Raw genomic sequence first — 23124 nt, forward strand, 5'->3', positions numbered from 1 at the left:
CCCGGGAACCGGGTGCAGAGCCTCCTATGCCTGGGGCGGCGGGGGCGTGTGCCGGTCGGCGAGCCGGTCCAGAACGGCGCGCCACCTGCTCGGCGACTCCCCCGGCGCCAGGCTGCGCAGCCGCAGGTCACCGAAGACCGTCCAGCCGCGGACGACCACCAGCGGCGTGCCGGCCAGCCGGGGCACCGGTGCCAGCTGGGTCTTCCGGTCGCCGAACACCGTCCAGCCCTCGATCTCCGCGGCGACGCCCTCGCTGACGATCACGTCGACGTCGCCGAAGACGGTGCCCAGCTGCAGCTGCACGGTGTCCGCGGCGGTGCGCAGGCCACGCAGGTCGATCCGGACGTCGCCGAACACGGTGCTGGCCCGCTCCGGCACGCCGACCACCGGGGTCAGCTTGACGTCGCCGAACACGCTGGCGACCGAGCCGTTGGTCCGCTCCCCGACGATCTCCCCCACCGCCGGGAAGGCCGACGCCGGCGCGGGGAGGTCGGCCAGCAGACCGTCGAGCTCCCCGACGGTGGTCGCGACATAGGCGGCGTCGGCCCGCTGGGTGAACTCGTCGACGTCGATCCGGCCCTCACCGAGGGCGGTCTGCAGCCGGGTCACCACCGCCTCGCGGTCGGCGTCCGACGCGCGCACGGCGGGACGTTCGGCAGCTGGCTCCTCGACCATGACCGGACCCTAGCGGGGCAGACCTCAGTCCAGCTGGGTGCAGGTGTAGACGGCGAACTCCTCGACCCGGCCGCCGCAGGTGAGCCCGTAGTCCCCGTACCCCGGCTGGAGCAGCGCCTCCTGGTAGAGGTCGTCGCAGGCCTGGAGGTCGCCGTCGAAGCACTGCTGGGCGAGGCCGTCCAGCACCGGGTCGTCGCCCAGGCCGTCGGGTGGCACCGGGTCGGTCTGCTCCACCTGCGCGGCGTCCGGGCCGTGGTCCCCCGAGCCGTAGTCGTCCAGGCCGAAGCCGTCGAGGCCGTAGTCGTCCAGGGCGAAGTCGTCCCGGAGGCCGGACAGCGCCTCGTCCATCGCCGCGGCCGAGGCCTCGGCGAGCCCCTCCCCGATGCCCCGGCCCAGGTCCTCGGCGCCCGACCGGACGACGAGTGCGCCGAGGAACGCGGCCAGCACGATGCCGAGCGCGATGACGCCGCCGAAGACAGCGGCCGCTGCCACCGGCGGCCCGGGGCGCCGCGGCGCGGGTACGCGAGGAGTCGGACCGGGCGCGCCCGTCCCCCCGGGGCCGGACCCTCCGGTGCCGGGCCACCACCCGGCGTCCGGCCAGCCGGCGGGCTGCGCCGGCGGTCCCGGCACGGGCGGCGGTGGTGCGGGGTGCTGCTCGGACATGCACGTCTCCTGCTGTCGGGGGCCGGCGGAGCACCGGTCCGGGGTCCGGCGGAGCGTAGGGCGCCGGCGCGGCGCTGCGGAGCCGTTGTCCACAGGCGCCCGCAGCCGTGCCGTCCGGGCGGCTGTCTAGGGTCGCTGGCGGAGCACTGTCACCATCCACACCACACCGGGAGCGCACCGTGGCCACCGAGACGGACTACCGCGTCGAGCACGACTCCATGGGGGAGGTCCGCGTCCCCTCCTGGGCGAAGTGGCGGGCCCAGACCCAGCGCGCCGTCGAGAACTTCCCCATCTCCGGCACCCCGATCGAGCGTGAGCTCATCGGCGCCCTGGCGTCCATCAAGGGCGCCGCGGCCACCGTGAACGCCTCGCTCGGCGTCCTGCCCGCCGACGTCGCCGACGCCATCGCCGCCGCCGCGGCCGAGGTCGCCACCGGCAAGTGGGACGAGCACTTCCCGATCGACGTCTTCCAGACCGGCTCGGGCACGTCGAGCAACATGAACACCAACGAGGTCATCGCCACCCTGGCCTCCGAGGCGCTCGGCTCGCCCGTGCACCCCAACGACCACGTCAACGCCTCGCAGTCGTCCAACGACGTCTTCCCCTCGGCGATCCACGTCGCCGCGACCCGGGCGATCGTCGTCGACCTGGTGCCGGCGCTGGAGCACCTCGCCGCCTCGCTGGAGCGCAAGGCCACCGAGTACGCGGAGGTCGTGAAGAGCGGTCGCACGCACCTGATGGACGCCACCCCGGTCACCCTGGGCCAGGAGTTCGGTGGGTACGCCGCCGCCGTGCGCTACGGCATCGAGCGGCTGCAGGCCTCGCTGCCCCGGGTCGGCGAGCTCCCGCTGGGCGGCACCGCCGTCGGCACCGGGATCAACACCCCGCCCGGGTTCGCCGCGGCGATCATCGAGAAGCTCGCCGCCGACCTGGGCCTGCCGCTCTCCGAGGCGCGCGACCACTTCGAGGCGCAGAGCTCCCGCGACGCCCTGGTCGAGGGCTCCGGCCAGCTGAAGACCATCGCGGTCGGGCTCATCAAGATCGCCAACGACCTGCGGTGGATGGGGTCGGGCCCGCGCACCGGGCTGGGCGAGATCGCCCTGCCGGACCTGCAGCCGGGCAGCTCGATCATGCCGGGGAAGGTCAACCCGGTGATCCCCGAGGCCGTCATCCAGGTGGGCGCGCAGGTGATCGGCAACGACGCGGCCGTCACCTACGCCGGCACCACCGGCGTCTTCGAGCTGAACGTGACGCTGCCGCTGATGGCGCGCAACGTGCTGGAGTCGATCCGGCTGCTGGCCAACGTCAGCCGGCTGCTCGCCGACCGCTGCGTCGACGGCATCGTGGCCAACGTCGAGCAGTGCCGCGAGTACGCGGAGTCCTCGCCGTCGATCGTCACCCCGCTGAACAAGTACATCGGTTACGAGGAGGCGGCCAAGGTCGCCAAGCAGTCGCTGGCCGAGCAGAAGACGATCCGCCAGGTCGTCGTGGAGCGCGGCTACGTGGAGCAGGGGAAGCTCACCGAGGAGCAGCTGGACGCCGCCCTCGACGTCCTCTCCATGACCCACCCCTGAGGAAGGACCCCTCTGCCCCCCACCGCTCGCGAACTCGCGGCGGGCCCCTGCAGAGGGGCCGGATGGCGTGCAAAGAGCAGGAATCCTGCCCCCTGGCACGCCATCCGGGGGCGCGGGGCAGTAGCGTCCAGAACTGATGAGCGAGACAGCGAGCACCGACGACGTGGCCCTGCGCTTCCCCGGCGGCGAACTCCCCCTGCGGGAGATCCCCGCGACGGAAGGCGCCCCTGGCATCGACACCAGCAAGCTGCTGTCCACGACCGGCAGGGTCGCCCTGGACATCGGCTTCGTGAACACCGCCTCCTGCACCTCGGAGATCACCTACATCGACGGTGACGCCGGGGTCCTGCGGTACCGCGGCTACCCGATCGACCAGCTGGCCGGGCAGGCCAGCTTCCTCGAGGTGTCGTACCTGCTGATCTACGGCGAGCTGCCCACCGCCGACCAGCTGGAGGCGTTCGACCAGCGGATCCGCCGGCACACCCTGCTGCACGAGGACCTCAAGCAGTTCTTCAACGGCTTCCCGCGCGACGCGCACCCGATGCCGGTGCTCTCCTCGGCGGTCAGCGCGCTGTCGACCTTCTACCAGGACTCGCTCGACCCGTTCAACCCCGAGCAGGTCGAGCTGTCGACCGTCCGACTGCTGGCCAAGCTCCCCACGATCGCGGCCTACGCCTACAAGAAGTCCGTCGGTCAGCCGATGCTCTACCCGGACAACTCCCTGGGCCTGGTGGAGAACTTCCTCCGGATGACCTTCGGCTTCCCGGCCGAGCCGTACGAGGCCGACCCGGAGCTGGTCAAGGCGCTGGACATGCTCTTCGTGCTGCACGCCGACCACGAGCAGAACTGCTCCACCTCCACGGTGCGGCTGGTCGGCTCCTCCCACGCCAACCTGTTCGCCTCGGTCTCCGCCGGCATCAACGCGCTGTTCGGCCCGCTGCACGGCGGCGCCAACCAGTCGGTGCTGGAGATGCTGGAGGCGATCAAGCGCGACGGCGGCGACATCCCCCGCTTCGTCGAGCGGGTCAAGAACAAGGAGCCCGGCGTCAAGCTGATGGGCTTCGGGCACCGGGTCTACAAGAACTACGACCCGCGCGCGGCGATCGTGAAGCAGACCGCGGACACCGTGCTGAGCAAGCTCGGCGGCAACAACGAGCTCCTCGACCTGGCCCGCCAGCTCGAGGAGATCGCCCTCTCCGACGACTACTTCGTCGAGCGCAAGCTCTACCCGAACGTCGACTTCTACACCGGGCTGATCTACCGGGCGATGGGCTTCCCCGTCCGGATGTTCACCGTGCTGTTCGCGCTCGGCCGGGTCCCCGGCTGGATCGCCCAGTGGCGCGAGATGATCGAGGACCCGGCCACCAAGATCGGGCGCCCCCGGCAGGTCTACACCGGCCCCGCCGAGCGCTCCTTCGTCGAGATCGCCCAGCGCTGATCAAGGACCCCGCTGCCCCCCACCGCTCGCGAGCTCGCGGCGGGCCCCTGCAGCGGGGCCGTTCCAGCCCCTCACGAGGCCCCCGTCGTCCCTGCGGACGGCGGGGCCTCGTCGTGCCCGGGGCGACGGGGCCGCGGCCCGAGTGAGCGTCGTTGCGGTCGCCGACGGCGGGTCCCCCTGTGTCGGCGACCAGAACTGCTCGCCCTGCCTCCGGGTGACCGGCACCCCCCGGAGGGGTGAGGCGCACCCCCCGAACGCGTGAGGACCCTTCACCCCCTCCCGGGGGGCGTCGATGAGATCAGGACACGGCTGCCACCGGCAGCCGCGCGATCCGGCCGACGACCCGAGGGAGCACCCGGTGCCCGCACCGCGCGCGCAGTCCGCTGCGCCACGGACCCGCGCCCAGGCCCCCCGCCAGCGTCCGGCGACGGGGGCCCGCACCCCGGCCGGCCGCAGCCCCGCCCGGTCCGCCGCCCCCCGGGCCGGCGCGCCCCAGCGCCGGAACGGCGGCACCGGGCGTCCCCGCACCTCGGGACGCCCCTCATCGCGGCGCCGGCCGGCCGGGAAGCGCCCGGCCGGCTCCACCGGGCACCTGCGCCTGTGGTGGCGCCGGCTCGGCGTCGTCACCGGGGCGACCGTCGCGATCGTGGCACTGATGGGCTCGGTGGCCCAGCCGCCGACCGAGGCCGGCCAGGTCACCGACCCGGGGCGGGTCGGCGTCACCGCGACCGCGCTCGCCGACGCCGCGGCCCGCTACCGGGCCGCCGCCGAGACGGCCGCGCGCCACGGCGCGCAGGCGCAGCAGGCCCGCGACGCCGGCGCCGCCGCGCAGGCCGAGGTCGCCGCCGACCGGGTCGCGGTGGGCGAGATCGCCGTGGCCGCCTACCAGCGCAGCGCGGAGGAGCGCTGGCCGCTCGCCCAGCTCTCGCTGCACTCCCCCGGGACCACCGGCGACGTGCTGCACGCCCAGGGCCTCGCCGAGCAGCTCACCGACGCGCAGGACGCCCGGGTGGCCCGTGTCGCCCGGGCCGCCGTGCACGCCGCGGAGTTCACCGACGCCGCAGCTGCCGCCGAGGAGCGCGCCGCCGACGCGCGGCGGGACGCCGCCGAGGTGCTCGCCGAGGTGCGGGACCTGGTCGCCGACCTGGACCCGCTCGCCGCCTCCACCTGGGCCGGCTCCGCCGCCACCCCGGTCGGCCCCGCGCAGGCGGCCGACAACGCCGCCGCCCTGGCAGGCTGGCAGGACTACCTCACCCGGCTCGCGGTCGCGGGCATCACGCCGCCGGCGGCCGCCGAGCTGGCCGCCCCCGGGTCGCTGCCGACCGGCCTGGCCGCCGTTCGGGACGCGGCCGGCACCCCGGTGCCCGGCGTCGCCCTGACCTACGCCGCCGGCGCGACGATCACCGTGCTGCCCGCCGAGACCGTCGCCGCGGTCAGCGCCGGTCTCGCCCTGCTGGGCCGGCCGTACCTGCCCGGCCGCAGCGGCCCCGACGGGTTCGACTGCGGCGGCTTCACCTCCGCCGTCTGGGCGCACGGCGGATTCGGCCTGCCCGTCGGCCTGGCCGGCCAGTGGGCGCAGAGCACGCCCGTGCCCGAGGGGCAGCTGCAGGTCGGCGACCTGGTGTTCAGCACCGTCGGCGGCACCACGCTGGACGACGTCGGCATCTACGTCGGCGGCCGCAGCGTGCTGTCCGCCTCCGCCGACCGCTGGCAGGTCGCGGTGCGCGAGGTGCCCGACCTGCGCGCCGCCGTCCGCGTGACCGTGCCGGCCAGCACGCCGACGCCGCTGCCGGTCGCGACCCCCACCCCGGCCACCTGCACCGCCCCGGTGCCCGCACCGGGCAGCGACCGGGCACCGGTGAGCGGCGCCTGGGGCGGCTTCGCCAACGGCGAGATCCCCCGCGACCAGCTCTGCTCGATCGGGTACCCGCACCGGCTGCGCTGCGACGCGGCGGCCGCCTACTCGGCGATGTCCGCGGCGTACCAGGCCGCCTTCGGCGCACCGCTGTGCATCACCGACTCCTACCGGTCGCTGGGCGCGCAGGTCGACGCCCACCACCGCAAGCCGAGGATCACCGCGATCCCGGGCACCTCCAACCACGGCTGGGCCCTGGCGGTCGACCTCTGCGGCGGGATCAACGTCTTCGGCACCGTGCAGACCGCCTGGATGCAGGCGAACGCCGGTCGCTGGGGCTGGGTGCACCCCGACTGGGCGCAGGCCGACGGCAGCAACCCGGAGCCCTGGCACTGGGAGTACGGCAGCCTGACCTGAGCTCCGGCGTCCGGGACGACGGGTCGATCAGGTCCAGCCGAGGTCAGCGACGCGCCGCCAGGGCAGGACGACGCTCTGGTCGGCCGCCTCGGCCACCAGCCGGCGGGCGACGCCGGCCTCCGCGCACGCGACCGGGCGCTGCGGCGTCACGACCACGTGCACGTCGTGCATCCGCAGGCCCCGCCCGGCCATCTCACCCAGCAGCCGCTCGGGGTCGACGAGGACCGCCGAGTCGGCGCCGGGGACGCTCGTGGTGGTCCACAGGCCGACCGGGCCCTCGATCCGCAGCGCCGCCTCCACCGCGGCCGACCGGTCCCAGGCGGCGGCGCGGGTGCGGTGCACGTCGGGCAGCGAGGCGCTCCGGGACGGGCGCCACGGCACCAGCAGGCCGGCCCGCCGGACCACCACCCGCCACCCCAGCATCTCGCCGCGGCCCTCGGCCCAGTCGAGCACGGCGACCCCGGCCGCGGCAGCCACCGGGTCGGGCACCGGCCGGTGGTCCAGCCAGGCGCGCAGCCCGGCCAGCACGGCGTCCGGGGTGCTGTCGATGCGCGCCCGGGTCATCTGCTCGGCGAGGTCATCGAGCAGCGCCCGGCTGACCCGGCCGGCCTCCTCGACGACCAGCAGCGCACCCCGCGGCCCGTCGGCCACCGAGAGCCGCAGCCCGGGCAGCTCGTGGGTCCCGGCCAGGTGGTCCACGGCGTCCCGGACGTCGTCGACGTCCACCTCGGTGCGCACCAGCCGGCGCAGCAGCCCGGCCGGGGAGCCGAAGGGCGAGTCGGTCACCGGCTGCGTCCCCCGGTCAGCGCCGCCCGGGCGACCGGGCCGAGGCCGGTCAGCGACAGGACGCTGGCCAGCTCCACGGCGCTGAGCCGGACCGGGACGACGTCGTCCCCCCAGCCGGTCGCGCTGCGCACCCGCGCCACCGAGGCCGGCCAGACCAGCTCGCGGGCGGCCGCCACGTGCAGCTCGGTGAGCACGTCCCCGAGGTGGACGGCCGCCACGGGGTGCACCGGAGCCCCGTCCAGGGCGGTCTGGACCGCCCGCTCGACCTCACTGCGATCAGCGGCGTCGAGCCAGTGCGGCACGAGGACGGGCTGCCGGGTGTCCTCGGCCGGCGGGACGCTCACGAGCCGCTCCCCCCGGGGCTCCCGCGGGCGGCGGGAGCGGTCGGGGGCGGTCACGAGAGGGATATCGGCAGGTCGGCGGCCAGGTGGACCCGTAGTCGACCGTTTTCCGCCGTCCGTGCGGGCCCGGAACGCCGACCGCCCGGTCACCCCGGGTCGGGGTGCCGGGCGGTCGCCGGTCAGTGCGGTGGGGTCAGCCGCCGAGCTCGGTCAGCCGGGTCTTGAGGGCCTTCTCCGCGCGGTCGGCGTGCACGTTCATGTTGCGCACCGAGGTGCCCAGGTCCGCCGAGAGCTGGGTCTTCGTCTTGCCACCCCAGGTGGTCAGGTACCAGGTGGCCCAGCCCAGCACGTTGGGCTGGGCGGCGCGCTGGTCGCGACGCGCGGTGGGGTCCGGGGCGCAGGCCGCCGTGAGCGCGTGCGAGAGCAGCGTCTGCTCCGCCTCGCCCATGATCTCGTCGGGGACCTCGGCGCCGTCGGGCAGCACGAACTCCACGGCGTCGGCACCGCCGTCCAGCGACTGGAGGTTGCGCAGCCCGGTGAGCGTGGCGACGGTCTGGGAGTTGCGGCGCAGGGTGGCCACGCTCTGCCCCATGTAGGCGGCGAGCTCCTTCTCGCTGGGCCGGCGCTGGTGCTCGGCGGTGAAGGCGGCGACCGCCTTCTGCTGCTTGTTCTCGGTGTCCGCGGCGGTGCGCCCGTAGGCGTTGCGGCCCAGGTCGTGCACCCACTTGGACAGCTGGGTGGCCAGGTAGGCGCCGAACGGCACCGACTTGGTCTCGTCGTAGGTGGACACCGCCTTGAGCACCCACTCGGCCACCTGCTGGTCGATGTCGTCGTTGTCCGGCAGGTGCAGCCGGATGGTGCTCATGTTCCGCTGCAGGCGCTTGAGGCTGACCCGGCAGTAGTGCCGGCACAGGTCGGCGAGGAAGGCCGGCGGCAGGTCCCGGGGGGCGCGGCGGCGGACGCCGGCCTCCGGGCGCAGCCCGACGGTGGCGATCCCCTCCCCGGCGCACCAGCCGCGGACCAGGGTGGCGAGCGCCTCCCCCGTGCCCGGCCGGCCGTCGACCCGGTAGAGGCCCTCCCCCTCGTCGTAGCTCACCTCGACGCCGGTGGGCAGGGCTGCCCGGAAGTCGGTCAGCGACAGCTCCCGGTCGGTGCGGAAGTGCACCCGGTCGCGGGGGGTGATGGGCGCGAGCGCCCATCCCTCGGCCTCGGTCAGTCCGCCGAAGACCAGCGGTTCGCGGCTGCGGCCACGGTCGTCGTCGGCCGCGGGTGAGGTGTCGGCGGGGGTGGTGGTGTGCTGGGGCACCGGGTCCTCCTGAGGGGAAGTGCAGGTGGGCGGGGTGACGAGGGGCCGGAGGCCGACGGCGAGGCGGCGAAGCGGCGGAGCGGCGAGGCGCGGCCCGACGACCGGGCTCAGGCCGGGACGGGGATGCCGCGGAAGCCGGCGACCGCCGCACCCGCGACCGAGGACGGGGTGCGGGGGGTGGGGATGCGGGGCATCGGCGAACGGGGCGCGGGGGTCCGCGCTCCGCCGACGGCGTCGAGCACGCCGGCCGCGGCGACCCGCTCGGCCTCGCTCGGCTCACCGACGTAGACCGGCATGAAGTCGTACAGGTCGGTGAACAGCGCGTCGACGAAGGCGTAGGCCGCCTGCGCCTCGGCGGAGAACCGGGCGATCTGGTCCCGCGGCCCCAGCTCGACGCCGACCGTCACCCGCACCGCACGGGCGTCACCGGACAGGCCGGTCAGGGCGAAGGCGACCGACTCGTGTCGTGCGGCCAGCTCGGTGAGCGCGGCGAGGCAGCGACGGGTGGCCGAGCGGCGCGGGCGGAGCTGCACGTGCACCACGACGGTGTCGGACCAGGCGGAGTCCGGGCAGCCGGGCTCGAGGTGCTCGTCACCGACCGTGCGGTACCGGTCGGCCGTGGTGCTGTCGGCGAGCAGGTCGACCGCATCGACCGTGCTCGTGGTGCGTGCGCTGAGTGCCATCTTGGTCTCCCCCTGTAGCTGGCGCGGTAGGGGAAGGCTTGCGCACGATCCGAAGCTGCGACGGCAAGACTCGCCGCCCTGTGACTACTGAGGCGAACGTGTCGAGCGGTTATTGGCCCGATATGACCAGCTCGTTGTCACTTCTTGCTGGATGCCTGCTCCGACTCTGGCGCGAATGCTGCCAAAGCGCCCAGCGCATCGGCGGCCACCTCGGCAGCCAGGGCGTTGGCCTCGGCGATCTGCCGGTAGACCTCCTCGCGGTGGATCGCCACCTCGCGGGGGGCCTTGAAGCCCAGCCGCACGGTGCCGCCGCGGACCTCGACGACGTAGACCTCGATGTCCTCGCCGATGCGGATGCTCTCGCCGACGCTGCGGGTGAGTGTGAGCATGTCGTTGACCCCTCCATGGGTGTGGTGCCATCCGTGGCTCGCCCCGCGGTGCGGGGCGGGACGCCGCCGCGCGGCGCCCTGCACTTCCCTTCTCGGCAGGCCGGGCGCCGGTGCGGCACCCGACCTTCCCCGATCAGCGCAGGAAGTCCAGCAACGAGGGCTGGATCGCCTTCGCGGTGGCGGACAGCGCCGCCTCGTAGCCGGTCTGCTGCATCTGCAGGTTCATGATCGTCTTGGCCAGGTCGATGTTCTCGATGTCGGCCGAGCGGCTGGTCAGGGACAGCTGCAGGTCGGTGTTGACCTGCTTGGCGGTCTCCAGCCGTGAGGTGCGCGTCCCGATGTCCGCGGTGACCTTGAGCATGTCCTTGAGCGCCCCGTCGAGGGCGGCCAGGTGCCCCTCCAGCGCCGCCGGGTCGGGCCCGACGTCGGCGGCGATGTCCCCGATGATCGTGAACAGGTCGCGCTGCCCCGTCGCGGGATCGGTCACGCCGAACGCCTCCGGCCCGGTGATGTCGATGCGGATGACGTCGGCGTCGGAGACCTGCCGGTTGATCGGGGTCTCCCCGCTCCCGTTGCCGACGTAGGCGCCGGTGGTGACGTCGTAGGCGGTGGCGCCGGCGGTGATGCCGCCGAAGATGGGACGGTTCTGCACCGTCTGGTTGGCGAGGCCCAGCAGGCTCTCCCGGATGCCGGCGACCTGGGTGGCGATCGCCGCCCGTGAGCTCTCCGAGCTGGCGCCGTCGTTGAGCCCCTGGACGGTCAGGTCCCGCACCTTCTGCACCTGCGCGATCATGTTCTGCAGGGTGGAGTCGGTGGCGTCCAGGAAGCCCATGCCGTCGGTGATGTTGCGGGCGTGCTGGGTCGCGGTGGCGAGCTCCTGCCGCGCGATGATCGCGGCGTTGGTGCCGGCCGGGTCGTCCGAGGGCTTGTTGATCGTCTTGCCGGAGGTCAGCTGCTGCTGCAGCTTCTGGATCGCGTCCATGTTCCGGTTCAGCCCCTGCAGGCTGGTCGTGACGACCGCCTTGTGCGTGATCCTCATCGGGTCACAGCCCCACGCGGCCGGTGCGGTTGATCAGCACGTCGAGCGTCTCGTCGATCGCGGTGATCATGCGAGCCGCCGCCGAGTAGGCGTGCTGGAAGCGGAGCATGTTCGTCATCTCCTCGTCGAGGTTCACCCCGGAGACCGACTCCCGGGAGGCGTCCACCTGGCTGGCGACCACCGTCTGGGTCTTCAGGTTGCCGGTGGCCACCGACGCCTCCACGCCCAGCTTCACGATCAGCTGCCGGTAGCCGACCGCCGTACCGTCCGCGGAGCTCTGCAGCCTGGCGATGGCCATGGCGTTGCCGTTGTCCGTGCTCGGCGTGCCCTCCGTGCCCAGGTCCGCTGCGGCGAGCCGGTCGGTGTTGGTGATCGCCAGGCGGAGCGTCGCGGCCGTGATGCCGGTCGTGGCGCCCGCGCCGTCGTCGAACAGGGCACCGCCGCGGGCGCCGGTCTTGTCGACACCGGTGGTGTGCGCCGCGTTGAACTCGTCGGCCATCCTCTGGGCGACGCCGTCCAGCCGCTCGCGGTAGGCGGGGATCGTGTCGCGCAGCGCGGTGAGCTGCCCGCCGGCGGTGCCGCCCGCGTTCAGGGTCGTGCCACCGGGATCGGTCACCAGCCGCGGGGGCGTCGTCCTCGCCTCCAGCGGGTCGGCGGTGCCGACGACCCGCACGCCGGTGGCGGAGCTCCCGGAGATGAGCGTCGCCCCGCCCACCGCGACGTCGACGGTGCCGAAGTCGCCCTTCGAGGACGTCGCGCCGATCGACTGCGACAGCTGCAGCACCAGGGCGTCCCGCTTGTCGGCCAGCTCGTTGCTCGGCAGCCCGGACTGGGTGGCCTTCTTGATCGCGGTGTTGAGGTCGGCCACCTGCGTGATGGTGGTGTTGATGTCGTCGGCCAGCACGTCGAGCGCGCCTCGGGTCTGCGTCCAGGCCTTGTCCAGGGCGGCGTCGGTGGTGTGGAACTCGGCCACCAGGGTGGCGGTCTTCTGCAGCACCGCGGTCCGGGCGCCGTCCTCGGTCGGGTTGCTCGCCAGGTCGCCCCACGACTTGAACACGTCGGTGAGCTTGGCCTGGATGCCGGTCTCGCCCGGCTCCCGGAAGGCCTGCTCGATCTGCGCCAGGGTGGTGTCGTGCACGGTCATCGAGGCGGTCTTGCCGCTCTCGGCCTGGGCGCGGGCCTCGAGGAAGGCATCCCGGATGCGGATCACCGTGTCGGCGTTGACGCCCTGCCCGACGTCCTTGCTGACCGACCAGATCGCCGGCACCGGGTTGCCGCCGATCGACTGCAGCTCCGCGCGTTGGCGGCTGTAGCCCTCGGTGTTGACGTTGGCGATGTTCTGGCCGGTGACGTCCAGCCCGCGCTGCTGGGCCCACAGCGCACTCGTCGCCGTGTTGAGGCCGGAGAACGTGCTCACATCGCACCGTCCAGGGTCACCGAGCGGTAGGCGTTGCCCGCGGCGCGGCCGTTCTGGGTGTACGTCCCGGACTGCGTCCCGGTGCGGGTGGACAGCAGCGCGTCGCCGATCACCGACAACCCACTCTCGATCAGCTCCTTGTTCGCGTCGGAGAGGCTGCGCAGCTCGGTGACGAGCGTCAGCAGCGCCTCGTGGTGCTTGGCGTAGAGGTCGTTCCACGGCGCGGGCGCGGAGTCGGCCAGCTGCCGCAGGGAGGGGTTGGCGTCCAGCCCCAGCCGCCCGGCGATCTGCTCGGTCGCCGCAGCGCGCTCCACCTCGAGGGTGCGCAGCTGCTCCAGGACGACCTCGATCTCGTGGGCGATGCGGGGCAGCCAGCGGCTCTTCCCGGTGAGGATCAGGTACTGCTTCTCCTCGGCCTTGAACAGCAGCAGGTCCAGGAGCTCGTGCTCCCGCCACAGCAACGTCGACAGGTGCTGGTGGTCCATGCCGGCCGCCTTCCTCGTCGTCGTGTCCGTCTGCGGCACGGGCCCGGGTGGGGCGTGCCGACGCCACTCCCATCGGCACGGCCCGGCGCCCGGTCAAGCCGAGCAGCGCGGCCGCACAGAAATCCGTGCGCACCGGTCCCGGACCGGTTCCGGTCCGCCGAGAGAGACGACGTGACCGCAGCCAGCCCCACCCCCGTCGCCGGGGGCGAACGCCGACACCCCGACGTCGACGCACTGGTGACCACCCATCTGCCGCTGACGCACTTCGCGGTGAACGCGGTGGCCTCGCGCATCTCCCTGCCCAGCCACGTCAGCCGCGAGGACCTGCAGGCCTGCGCCCGCGTGGCGCTGGTCGAGGTGGCCCGCCGCTTCGACCCGACGGCCGGCGCCACCTTCGCCACCTACGCGCTGCCCCGCCTGCAGGGCGCGGTCCTCGACGAACTGCGCTCCGGGGACTGGGCCAGCCGCTCGGTCCGGGCCGCCGCCCGGCGCAGCGACGCCGCGGCGGACGCGCTGACCATGAGCCTGGGCCGGCCCCCGACACGGGAGGAGCTCGCGGCCAGCCTGGGCGTCGGCCGCGCCGAGCTGGACTCCCTGCAGGTCGACGTGCACCGCGCCGTGATGGTGAGCATCGACGCCGAGACCGGTGCCGGCGGCACGTCCCTGGACCTGCCCGACACCGGCGACTCCCCCGAGCGGGCGCTGCTGCGCGCCGAGCGGGCCCGGCACCTGCACGAGGCGATCCGCGCGCTGCCCGACCGCCTCGACGAGGTCGTCGAACGGAACTTCTTCGGCGACGAGTCGCTGACCGACATCGCCGACTCGCTGGGCGTCACGCTCTCCCGGGTCTCGCAGATGCGCGCCCGCGCGCTCACCCTGCTGCACGCGGCGATGAGCGAGATCTGGGACGAGACCCCCGTACCGGCCGACGGCGGGGTGCGCGCCCGCAACCAGCAGCGCGCCTACGTCGACCGCGTCGCCGCCGCCCAGGCCGCCGGGCGGAACGCCGCCCGGCCGGCGGTCCGCACCGCCGCGGCGCCGGGGCCCTCCGCTCCCGCGGCCGCACCGGCCCGGGTGCACCCGCCGGCTCCCGCACCGGTGCCGGCACCCGCCGCCCGGGTGCGCCAGCGGTACGGATGGCAGGCGCCCGAGCACGAGCCCACCGCCCAGCCCGCCTGATCCGGGGCGGCCGAGTCACAGCCGCATCAGGGACCTCACCCGTTTCGGGTCAACACCGGACCGGGCGGACCGTAGGAGAGGAGGCCCACCGCACCCTGCGGTGGGCCTCCTCGCCGCGCTCGGTCTCCGGAGGGTTCCTTGAGCCTCGTCGTCAACAGCAACATCCCCGGGCTGAACGCCCACCGCGCCCTCTCGGTCGCCGACCGGCAACTGGTCACCTCCGTGGAGCGGCTGTCCTCCGGCCAGCGGATCAACCGGGCAGCCGACGACGCCGCCAGCCTGGGGATCTCCGAGGGCCTGCGCACCCAGATCGGCGGCCTCAAGGTCGCGTTGCGGAACACCCAGGACGGCATCTCGGTGCTGCGGACCGCCGAGGGTGCGCTCACCGAGAGCCAGTCGATCCTGCACCGGATGCGGGACCTCGCCGTCCAGGCGGCGAACGCCGGGGCCGTGGACGACGCGGCCCTGGCGAACGTCCAGACCGAGATCGGGCAGCTGACCGCCGAACTCGACCGGATCGCCGACACGACCTCCTTCAACGGCAGGAAGCTGCTGGACGGCAGCTACCGGACGGTGTTCCAGGTCGGCGCCGACGTGGGTCACACGATCTCCGTGGACCTCGACTCCTCCGTGTCCGCCACCGGCCTGGGGGTGTCCGGGGTGGCCGTGACGGCCGGGGGCGCACCGGACGCGATCGCGGTGATCGACGCGGCGATCGGTCAGGTGTCGACCATCCGCGCCGGGCTGGGCGCAGTGCAGAACCGGTTCGAGCACAACATCGCCAAGCTCGGGGCGGCGATCGACAACACCGCGGCATCCGAGAGCCGCATCCGCGACGCCGACCTGGCCGCGGAGACGACCGCCCTCAGCCGGACGTCGATCCTGACCCAGGCCGGCACCGCGATGCTCGCCCAGGCCAACCAGAGCGCCCGCGGGGTGCTGCAGCTGCTGAGCTGACCGGAGCGGTCACCCACCCGATGGGGGGACACCGCCGGCCGGGCCTCAAGGAGCCGCCGGGCCGGTCCGTTGACAGGGGAGCAACGACCGCGGCACGGATGCCGCGGCCACCCCGTCAAGGAGGAGCCCCTCATGGGTCTGACCGTGAACAACAACATCGCGGCGCTGAACTCGTACCGCAACCTGTCGGTCACCGACAGCCAGATGAGCAAGTCGCTGGAGAAGCTCTCCTCCGGCTTCCGCATCAACCGCGCCGCCGACGACGCCGCGGGCCTGGCCATCTCCGAGGGCCTGCGCTCGCAGATCGGTGGCGTGAAGGTCGCCGTCCGCAACACCCAGGACGGCATCTCGGTCGTGCAGACCGCGGAAGGTGCGCTCACCGAGACGCACAAGATCCTGCAGCGCATGCGTGACCTGTCGGTCCAGGCGTCGAACTCCGGTTCGCTCAACGAGGACGCCAAGAAGAACATCCAGTCCGAGGTGGGCCAGCTCAAGAGCGAGCTCGACCGGATCGCGAACACGACGAACTTCAACGGCAAGAGCCTGCTGGACGGCAAGTACAACACCACCTTCCAGGTCGGTGCCAACGCCGGCGAGACCATCGCCGTCGGCATCGGCACCGCCATGGGCGCCCAGGGCCTGGGCGTCGACGGCGTCGACGTCTCGCTGGCCGACGGCGCCGGTGGCAGCGCGGGTTCCACGACGCAGGCCGCTGCGGCCAACCAGGCGTCGATCGCCACCGTCACGGCCAGCGCTGCGCTGACCACCGCGGACTTCGACGCCCTCAACGGCTCGATCTCCTACAACGGCAAGAGCCTGGACCTGGCCTCGGTCAAGTACGCCAGCACCGACACCGCCGGTGACGCGCGCGACAAGCTGCAGGCCGCCGCCGACGCCACCTTCGGGACCGGCGTGGTGGACGTGGCCGACAGCGGCACCGGCCTCACCTTCACCGGCACCGCCCCCGGCACCACCCCGACCGCCCAGGAGCTGGCCGACGCGACGGTGTCCTTCACCGCCGCCTCGGGCGCGTCCCTGGCGATCGGCCAGATCGACGACGCCATCAAGGCGGTCTCCACCACCCGCGCCGACCTGGGTGCCATCCAGAACCGGTTCGAGCACACGGTCAACAACCTCAACGTCGCCGTCGAGAACCTGACCGCGTCGGAGAGCCGGATCCGCGACACGGACATGGCCTCGGAGATGACCAACTTCACCCGGGCCCAGATCCTGACCCAGGCCGGCACCGCGATGCTGGCCCAGGCCAACCAGGCGCCGCAGAACATCCTGCGCCTGCTGGGCTGACCCACCCGCACTCCCTGAGCAGCACCCGGTGAGGGGGGGAGGCCCCGGCCTCCCCCCCTCACCGCTGCGCCGACCGTCCGCGCACCCGCTCGGGCCCTCCTGGGGGCCTTCGGAAGTTCGTTCCCGTTTCAGGTCAAGACCGGCTCGGCACCCGCCGATCCTGGCACTGCAACACCCCGCAGCACGGATGCAGCGGGATCCTGAAACCCACGTCCACGGAGGAACACCATGGGTCTGAGCGTCAACAACAACATCGCGGCGATGAACTCGTACCGCAACCTGTCGGTCACCGACAGCCAGATGAGCAAGTCGCTGGAGAAGCTCTCCTCCGGCTTCCGCATCAACCGCGCCGCCGACGACGCTGCGGGTCTGGCCATCTCCGAGGGCCTCCGCTCGCAGATCGGTGGCCTCAAGGTCGCCGTCCGCAACACCCAGGACGGCATCTCGGTCGTGCAGACCGCTGAAGGTGCGCTCACCGAGACGCACAAGATCCTGCAGCGCATGCGCGACCTGTCCGTCCAGGCCTCCAACGAGGGCTCCCTGAACGGCGACGCCAAGAAGAACATCCAGTCCGAGATCGGCCAGCTCAAGTCCGAGCTCGACCGCATCGCGTCCACGACCAACTTCAACGGCAAGCAGCTCCTGGACGGCAACTACAACACCGCCTTCCAGGTCGGTGCCAACGCCGGGGAGACCATCGGCGTCAGCATCGGCACCAACATGGGCGCCCAGGGCCTGGGTGTCGACGGGGTCGACGTGTCGGTCGCCGGCACCGCCACCACCGGTTCCACCACCACGGCGGCCGCCGCCGGCGCCTCCTCGGTGGCCACCGTCGGCGCGGCGAACGACTACACCGTCGCGGCGTCGTTCGACACCCTCAACGGGTCGATCTCCTACAACGGCAAGAGCGTGGACCTGTCCTCGGTCAAGTTCGCCGAGACGGACACCGCCGCGCAGAAGACGACCAAGATCCAGACCGCTCTGACCGCTGCCTTCGGCTCCGGTGGGGTCACCGTGGCCAACACCGCCACGGGGCTGACCTTCACCGGCGCCGCAGCGCCCAACCCGGCGACCGCTCAGGAGCTGGCCGACGCGACGGTGTCCTTCACCGCCGCCTCGGGCGCCTCCGAGGCGATCGGCATGATCGACGAGGCCATCAAGTCGGTCTCCACCACTCGCGCCGACCTGGGTGCCATCCAGAACCGGTTCGAGCACACGGTCAACAACCTCAACGTCGCCGTCGAGAACCTGTCGGCGTCGGAGAGCCGGATCCGCGACACGGACATGGCTCAGGAGATGACCAACTTCACCCGCACGCAGATCCTGACCCAGGCCGGCACCGCGATGCTGGCCCAGGCCAACCAGGCGCCCCAGGGCATCCTGAAGCTGCTGGGCTGATCCACCCGCACCACCTGAACACCCGGTGAGGGGGGAGGCCCTCGGGCCTCCCCCCTCACTGGTGCTCCACTCCCTGATCCCCGAACGACGGAGGCACCGGCATGGCAGGCATGAGCGTGAGCACGGGCCTCATCTCGGGCATCGACTACAGCACCATGATCACCCAGCTGATGCAGGTGGAGGCGAACCCGCAGACGCTGCTCAAGCAGCAGCTGTCCGCCACCCAGGCCGACGCCGCCGCCTACCGCGCGGTCAACACCCGGTTCGACGCCCTGCGCACCGCCGCGGCCGCGCTCACCGCGGACACCGCCTGGACGACGACCAAGGCGAGCAGCTCGGACACCTCCGTGACCGCCTCCGCCTCCGCCGGCGCGGCCACCGGGTCGCTGAGCTTCACCGTCACGAGCCTGGCGGCCACCCACGCCGTCTACAGCAACGGCAGCTGGGCCACCGCCGACACCGCCCTGAACGCCAGCGGACCGACCACGCTCACGATCGGCGGGGTCGACGTCACGCTGACCGCCGGCAAGACGGTCAACGACGCCGTCAAGGCCATCAACGACTCCACCGCCGGGGTCACCGCGGTGGCGGTCAACACCGGCGACGGCGTCCGGCTCCAGCTCACGTCCAAGACATCGGGCGCCGGCGGCGTCTTCACCGTCTCCGGCGACGTCCCGGTCTCGACGCTCACCACCGGCACCGACGCGAAGCTCCGGGTCGGGGACGCGACCACCGGCTACGACGTGACGTCGTCGACGAACACGTTCACCGACGTGCTCCCCGGGACCACCTTCACGGTCAGCAAGAAGGACGCCGCGGCCACGGTCACGGTGGCCAAGGACCCGGACGCGACCGCCACCAAGGTGCAGAGCCTGGTCGACGCAGCCAACTCGCTGCTCTCGGCGGTCTCCTCCTACACCGACGCGGAGAGCACCTCGGCGGTCCTCAAGGGCGACAGCACGCTGCGCGGCCTGTCGACCCAGATCCTCGACATCGTGTCCCGCGCCGTCGGCGGGAAGTCGGCCTCGACGGTCGGCATCGAGCTGACCCGCGACGGCCAGCTCACCTTCGACAAGGCGGTCTTCACCAAGGCACTGAGCAGCGACCCCGCCGCGGTCCAGGCGCTGCTCACCGAGAAGAAGATCGTCAGCGCCGGCACGGACGGGATCAGCGGCAACGCCGACGACGTCACCTCCCCGGTCGGCTTCGCCGCCCAGCTCGAGGTGCTGGCCAAGGGCGCCAGCGACAGCACGAACGGGTCGCTGGTGCTGCTCGCCAAGAGCGGGGACTCACTCGCCCGGGACCTCGAGGACCGGATCGCCGCCTGGGACATCCGGCTCGAGCTGCGCAAGACCACGCTCACCCGGCAGTTCACCGCGATGGAGACCGCGCTGAGCACGATGCAGAACCAGGCGTCCTGGCTGACCTCGCAGATCGCCGGGCTGCCCTCCTGGTCCTCCTCCTCCAAGTAGTCCTGACCCCGCTGCCGCGTCTTCCCCTGGAGCCCCGAAACGATGAGCACCGCTTCCCTCCGCGCCCGCTACCTGGGCGACACGGTCACCACCGCCTCGCCGCAGCGGCTGCTGGTCATGCTCTACGACCGGCTGGCCCTGGATCTCGAGCGCGGCCAGACCGCCCTGGAGAACGGCGACCGGCAGGCGGCCCAGGAGCAGTTGCAGCACGCCCAGGACGTCGTCTTCGGCCTGCTGGAGAGCCTGCAGGTCGATGCCTGGGAGGGCGCGCCGCGGCTGGCTGCCCTCTACAACTGGCTGATCGCCGAGCTGGGGCAGGCCGCCGTCAAGGGCGACCTGCGCCGCGTCGGGGACTGCCGCAAGGTCGTCGAGCCGCTGCGGGACGCCTGGCGGGAGGCCGCGGCCTCCCTCACGTCCGCACCCGCATGATCGGCGACCGGGCGGGGGACGACCCCGCCCGCAACCGGGTCGGCGACTTCCCGGCGCTGGTGGACGAGGCCCGCAACTGGCCGGCCGTGCTGGACGCGCTGGAAGGTGACGTGCACGACGCCGAGGAGACCCTCGCCCGGGGCCGGGCCGAGGAGATCGCGGCCTGGGGACGGCGGTCCACGGACTGGATCCCGCCGAGCAACCTGGGTCCGCTCCCCGACGACCTGCGCGAGCGCGCCGCCCGGCTCCTGCAGCACCAGCTGGCCGTGGCCGAGGCCCTCGTCGAGCGGATCACCCAGTCGCAGAAGCAGCGCGACGTCGCCGCCCGGATGAGCTACGCACCGTCACGCCCGGTCGCCTCCTTCATCGACCGGGCCCTCTGACCTCCTCCACCCCACGCACCTCCCCCGTCCCCCGGGGCAGAAAGGGCCATTTCTGCCCCGGGGGACGTGTGCGTTGTGTGACTGGAGGTGCACGATCGAGTGCACGTGGTCATGCCGGGCGCCGCAGCTGCCGATGACTCTGCTGCACGGAATGCACCATCCCGCCACGGATCGGCGACCCCCCTCACGCGCGCAGGCCCACCTGCCCGCGCGACTCGCCGTACCCGGAGGTATCTCGTGCTCCGTCGCTCCACGCTGGGCGTCCGGTGATCACCGACTCGACCATGACGGCGCTGCACGCCTCGCTCACCGGCCTGCAGCAGCGCCAGCGCGTGACCGCCGACAACATCGCCAACCTCCAGACGCCGGGCTACCTCGCCGGCCGGGTGGACTTCGAGTCCACCCTGCGCACCGAGATCGCCAACGGGGAGGCCGCCCGGGTCGGGCAGGGCTCCGTGACCCGGTCGATGGACCCGACCCGGATGGACGGCAACAACGTCAACCTGGACACCGAGACGGTGATCGCCCAGGAGACCGGCCTGCGCTACCAGCTCGCGATCAACGCCCTCGACGGCAAGTACGCGCTGCTGCGTTCTGCCCTGCGGACGCAGTGATGAGCGTCTTCGACACCCTGCGCATCGGTGGCTCGTCGCTGTTCGTCCACCGCAAGTGGATGGACGCCGTCGCGGACAACATGGCCAACATCAACACCGTCCGCCCGGCCGGCGAGGACGCCTTCCAGGAACGCATGATCGTCGCCGAGGCCGTGCAGTACGGCTCGGGTGAGGGCGGCGTGCGGGTGGCCCGGACCGAGCTCGGCAGCGCCGAGGGCCGGATGGTCTACGAGCCGGACAACCCGCTGGCCGACGGCGAGGGCTACGTCCGCTACCCCGACATCGACCTGGGCGAGCAGATGACCCAGCTGCTGATGGCCCAGCGCGGCTACCAGGCCAACCTGGCCACCATCGAACGCGCCACCTCGGCCTACCAGCAGGCCCTGCAGCTCGGGAAGGGCTGACCGTGACCTCCCCCATCGGACCGATCTCCTTCGGCATGCCCACCGCCGCGGCCACCGGTGTCCAGGAGCTCACCGGCACCGCCGGCATCGCCTCGGCCGCCGCCGTCCCGTCCACCAACGGGGCCGGCGGGTTCGCCGCCGTCCTGACCGGTGCCGTGGACAACCTGCAGGCCGTGCAGTCGACCGCGGACTCCCTGGCCCTGCAGGCCGCCACCGGCGACCTGCAGGACGCCCACGACTACATGATCGCCAGCACTGAGGCCCGGCTCGCCACCGACACCGTGGTGACGCTGAAGAACTCCGCGGTGGCCGCCTTCACCGAGATCATGAGGATGCAGATCTGATGCCCGCCGCCCTCGCCGGCCCGCTGGACCGGGTCCGCTCGATGCTGACGACGATCAGCCTCGGCCAGAAGATCGTCATCGGTCTGCTGCTGGCCGGGCTGCTCCTCGGCGGCTTCTTCTTCACCCGCTGGATCACCGCGCCCACCATGTCGCCATTGTTCAGCAACCTGTCGTCCACCGACGCCTCGGCGATCGTGGAGGAGCTGAACGCCCAGGGCGCGGCCTACCAGCTGGCCGACGGCGGCCAGACGATCATGGTGGCGCAGGACAAGGTGTACGACCTGCGGCTGGCGATGAGCGGCCAGGGCCTGCCGGCCGGGAACGAGACCGGCTACGCGCTGCTGGACGAGCAGGGCATCACCACCAGCGAGTTCCAGCAGCAGATCTCCTACCAGCGCGCGCTGGAGGGCGAGCTGTCCAGCACGCTGAAGTCGATCAGCGGCGTGCGGACCGCGGTGGTGCACGTCGCGCTGCCCAAGGACGAGGTCTTCGCCACCGACGAGGGCGAGCCGACCGCCTCGGTGCTGCTCGACCTCAAGCCCGGCACCTCCCTGTCCGGTGAGCAGATCCAGGCGGTCACCCACCTGGTCTCCTCCAGCGTGCAGGGCATGGCCCCGGAGGGCGTGACCGTCGCCGACTCGAACGGCGCGGTGCTCTCCGCCGCCGGTGAGGTCACCGGCGCCGGGGGCGACGCGCGCACCGAGATGGAGCAGACCTACGAGGCCCGGCTGGCCGACAACGCCCAGCAGATCCTCAACACCGTCGCCGGCCCCGGCAAGGCCGTGGTCAAGGTCCGCGCCGACCTGGACTTCTCCAAGCGGGACACCACCACCGAGAGCTACCAGTACAACGAGGGCACCCCGGCACTGTCGGAGTCGACCACCCGGGAGAACTACACCGGCACCGGCGGGGCCGTCGGTGGCGTGCTCGGCGCCGAGGACCTCGCGGTCAACGGCCAGGGCGAGTCGACCTACGAGAAGGAGTCGACCACGTCCAACAACGCCGTGGACAAGACGGTGGAGACCATCACCGGCTCCCCCGGCACGGTCAACCGGCTCACCGTCTCGGTGGTCATGGACGTCGGCATCGCCGCCGACCAGGCCGCGATCCAGCAGCTGGTCGGCAACGCCGTCGGCCTCGACGTCGCCCGCGGTGACGCCATCACCGTCGCGGCGATGCCCTTCGACACCACCGCCGCCGACCAGGCGGCCGCGGACCTCGCCGCCGCGGAGGAGGCGGAGAAGACCGCCGCCATGTGGTCGATGATCAAGACCGGCGGCATCGCGCTCGGCATCGCCCTGCTGGTGCTCATCGTCTGGCTCCGCTCGCGCCGGAACCGCGAGGAGTACGAGGAGCTCGACGACGAGGTGGACGCGCTGGAGCAGGCGCGGATCCAGGTCGAGAGCATCCGCGACCCCGAGGTCGACGACCAGCAGGCACGGCTGGAGTCCGCGCAGCGGGAGAAGGTCCGCGGCGAGATCTCCGAGATGGTCAGCGAGCGCCCGGACGAGGTCGCCACCATGCTGCGCGGCTGGTTCGCCGACGCCAAGTGACCCACCTCCCGGGCCCCG

24 protein-coding genes are annotated in these 23124 nt (G+C 72.8%); 14 read left to right on the forward strand and 10 right to left on the reverse strand.

The window, feature by feature from the left end; all coding sequences use genetic code 11:
- Positions 1-24: 24 nt before the first annotated feature.
- Together ACI79Y_RS05935 and ACI79Y_RS05940 are read right to left on the reverse strand one after the other, a co-directional pair.
- Positions 25-675, reverse strand: a complete 651-nt coding sequence (locus ACI79Y_RS05935) for a DUF1707 domain-containing protein (RefSeq protein ID WP_457157584.1) — start codon at positions 673-675, stop codon at positions 25-27.
- A gap of 24 nt (positions 676-699) precedes the next feature.
- Positions 700-1167, reverse strand: a complete 468-nt coding sequence (locus tag ACI79Y_RS05940) for a hypothetical protein (RefSeq protein WP_457157585.1) — start codon at positions 1165-1167, stop codon at positions 700-702.
- Between the two features lie 350 nt (positions 1168-1517).
- On the opposite strand from ACI79Y_RS05940, the gene ACI79Y_RS05945 reads away from it, so the two are divergent.
- The 3 genes from ACI79Y_RS05945 to ACI79Y_RS05955 all read left to right on the forward strand — a co-directional run bounded on the left by ACI79Y_RS05945 (position 1518) and on the right by ACI79Y_RS05955 (position 6622).
- A complete protein-coding gene (locus ACI79Y_RS05945) occupies positions 1518-2912 on the forward strand; it encodes a class II fumarate hydratase (protein WP_457157586.1) in 1395 nt (464 codons plus the stop codon).
- A gap of 136 nt (positions 2913-3048) precedes the next feature.
- Positions 3049-4350: a citrate synthase gene (locus ACI79Y_RS05950; RefSeq protein WP_457157587.1), complete on the forward strand. Its 1302-nt coding sequence runs from the start codon at positions 3049-3051 to the stop codon at positions 4348-4350.
- Between the two features lie 358 nt (positions 4351-4708).
- Positions 4709-6622, forward strand: coding sequence for an NlpC/P60 family protein (locus ACI79Y_RS05955; RefSeq protein WP_457157588.1), 1914 nt, complete (start codon positions 4709-4711; stop codon positions 6620-6622).
- 27 nt (positions 6623-6649) lie between these two features.
- On the opposite strand, the gene ACI79Y_RS05960 is transcribed toward ACI79Y_RS05955, so the two are convergent.
- The 8 genes from ACI79Y_RS05960 to ACI79Y_RS05995 form a co-directional block, all read right to left on the reverse strand.
- Positions 6650-7408: a hypothetical protein gene (locus ACI79Y_RS05960; RefSeq protein WP_457157589.1), complete on the reverse strand. Its 759-nt coding sequence runs from the start codon at positions 7406-7408 to the stop codon at positions 6650-6652.
- A complete protein-coding gene (locus ACI79Y_RS05965) occupies positions 7405-7752 on the reverse strand; it encodes a hypothetical protein (RefSeq protein ID WP_457083005.1) in 348 nt (115 codons plus the stop codon). Before ACI79Y_RS05965 ends, ACI79Y_RS05960 begins: the two co-directional genes overlap by 4 nt.
- A gap of 190 nt (positions 7753-7942) precedes the next feature.
- Positions 7943-9055: a flagellar biosynthesis protein FliA gene (locus ACI79Y_RS05970; RefSeq protein ID WP_457157590.1), complete on the reverse strand. Its 1113-nt coding sequence runs from the start codon at positions 9053-9055 to the stop codon at positions 7943-7945.
- A 107-nt stretch (positions 9056-9162) separates the two neighbouring features.
- Positions 9163-9738, reverse strand: coding sequence for a hypothetical protein (locus ACI79Y_RS05975; protein WP_457157591.1), 576 nt, complete (start codon positions 9736-9738; stop codon positions 9163-9165).
- 137 nt (positions 9739-9875) lie between these two features.
- Complete coding sequence (csrA, locus tag ACI79Y_RS05980; RefSeq protein ID WP_153361098.1) at positions 9876-10127, reverse strand: carbon storage regulator CsrA; 252 nt, start codon at positions 10125-10127, stop codon at positions 9876-9878.
- A gap of 133 nt (positions 10128-10260) precedes the next feature.
- The gene (gene flgL, locus ACI79Y_RS05985) at positions 10261-11166 is read right to left on the reverse strand and encodes a flagellar hook-associated protein FlgL (RefSeq protein ID WP_457157592.1); all 906 of its coding nucleotides are present in this window, start codon (positions 11164-11166) and stop codon (positions 10261-10263) included.
- A gap of 4 nt (positions 11167-11170) precedes the next feature.
- Positions 11171-12583 carry a flagellar hook-associated protein FlgK gene (gene flgK, locus ACI79Y_RS05990; RefSeq protein ID WP_457157593.1) on the reverse strand — a complete coding sequence of 471 codons (1413 nt, stop codon included), beginning with the start codon at positions 12581-12583 and terminating at the stop codon, positions 11171-11173.
- Positions 12580-13107, reverse strand: a complete 528-nt coding sequence (locus ACI79Y_RS05995) for a flagellar protein FlgN (protein WP_457157594.1) — start codon at positions 13105-13107, stop codon at positions 12580-12582. Before ACI79Y_RS05995 ends, flgK begins: the two co-directional genes overlap by 4 nt.
- Before the next feature lie 132 nt (positions 13108-13239).
- On the opposite strand from ACI79Y_RS05995, the gene ACI79Y_RS06000 reads away from it, so the two are divergent.
- The 11 genes from ACI79Y_RS06000 to fliF all read left to right on the forward strand — a co-directional run bounded on the left by ACI79Y_RS06000 (position 13240) and on the right by fliF (position 23106).
- Entirely contained in the window at positions 13240-14247 is a 1008-nt protein-coding gene (locus tag ACI79Y_RS06000) for a sigma-70 family RNA polymerase sigma factor (RefSeq protein ID WP_457157595.1), read from the forward strand.
- Between the two features lie 138 nt (positions 14248-14385).
- Positions 14386-15204: a flagellin N-terminal helical domain-containing protein gene (locus tag ACI79Y_RS06005; protein ID WP_457157596.1), complete on the forward strand. Its 819-nt coding sequence runs from the start codon at positions 14386-14388 to the stop codon at positions 15202-15204.
- 132 nt (positions 15205-15336) lie between these two features.
- On the forward strand, positions 15337-16509 hold the full coding sequence (locus ACI79Y_RS06010; RefSeq protein WP_457157597.1) for a flagellin N-terminal helical domain-containing protein: 1173 nt from the start codon (positions 15337-15339) through the stop codon (positions 16507-16509).
- A 228-nt stretch (positions 16510-16737) separates the two neighbouring features.
- Positions 16738-17907, forward strand: a complete 1170-nt coding sequence (locus ACI79Y_RS06015; RefSeq protein ID WP_457157598.1) for a flagellin N-terminal helical domain-containing protein — start codon at positions 16738-16740, stop codon at positions 17905-17907.
- Between the two features lie 110 nt (positions 17908-18017).
- Positions 18018-19379, forward strand: a complete 1362-nt coding sequence (gene fliD, locus ACI79Y_RS06020; protein ID WP_457157599.1) for a flagellar filament capping protein FliD — start codon at positions 18018-18020, stop codon at positions 19377-19379.
- A gap of 42 nt (positions 19380-19421) precedes the next feature.
- Complete coding sequence (gene fliS, locus ACI79Y_RS06025; RefSeq protein ID WP_457157600.1) at positions 19422-19808, forward strand: flagellar export chaperone FliS; 387 nt, start codon at positions 19422-19424, stop codon at positions 19806-19808.
- Entirely contained in the window at positions 19805-20191 is a 387-nt protein-coding gene (locus ACI79Y_RS06030) for a hypothetical protein (RefSeq protein ID WP_457157601.1), read from the forward strand. The genes fliS and ACI79Y_RS06030 overlap by 4 nt, the downstream gene beginning before the upstream one ends.
- Before the next feature lie 266 nt (positions 20192-20457).
- A complete protein-coding gene (locus ACI79Y_RS06035) occupies positions 20458-20805 on the forward strand; it encodes a flagellar basal body rod protein FlgB (RefSeq protein ID WP_457082978.1) in 348 nt (115 codons plus the stop codon).
- Positions 20805-21209 (forward strand): flagellar basal body rod protein FlgC, encoded by a 405-nt coding sequence (locus ACI79Y_RS06040; protein ID WP_457082976.1) that lies wholly within the window; start codon positions 20805-20807, stop codon positions 21207-21209. The genes ACI79Y_RS06035 and ACI79Y_RS06040 overlap by 1 nt, the downstream gene beginning before the upstream one ends.
- A gap of 2 nt (positions 21210-21211) precedes the next feature.
- Positions 21212-21553, forward strand: coding sequence for a flagellar hook-basal body complex protein FliE (locus ACI79Y_RS06045; RefSeq protein ID WP_457139311.1), 342 nt, complete (start codon positions 21212-21214; stop codon positions 21551-21553).
- Positions 21553-23106, forward strand: a complete 1554-nt coding sequence (fliF, locus tag ACI79Y_RS06050; RefSeq protein WP_457157602.1) for a flagellar basal-body MS-ring/collar protein FliF — start codon at positions 21553-21555, stop codon at positions 23104-23106. The genes ACI79Y_RS06045 and fliF overlap by 1 nt, the downstream gene beginning before the upstream one ends.
- Positions 23107-23124: the final 18 nt, after the last annotated feature.

It is taken from the genome of Modestobacter sp. SYSU DS0875 (genome assembly GCF_054050915.1).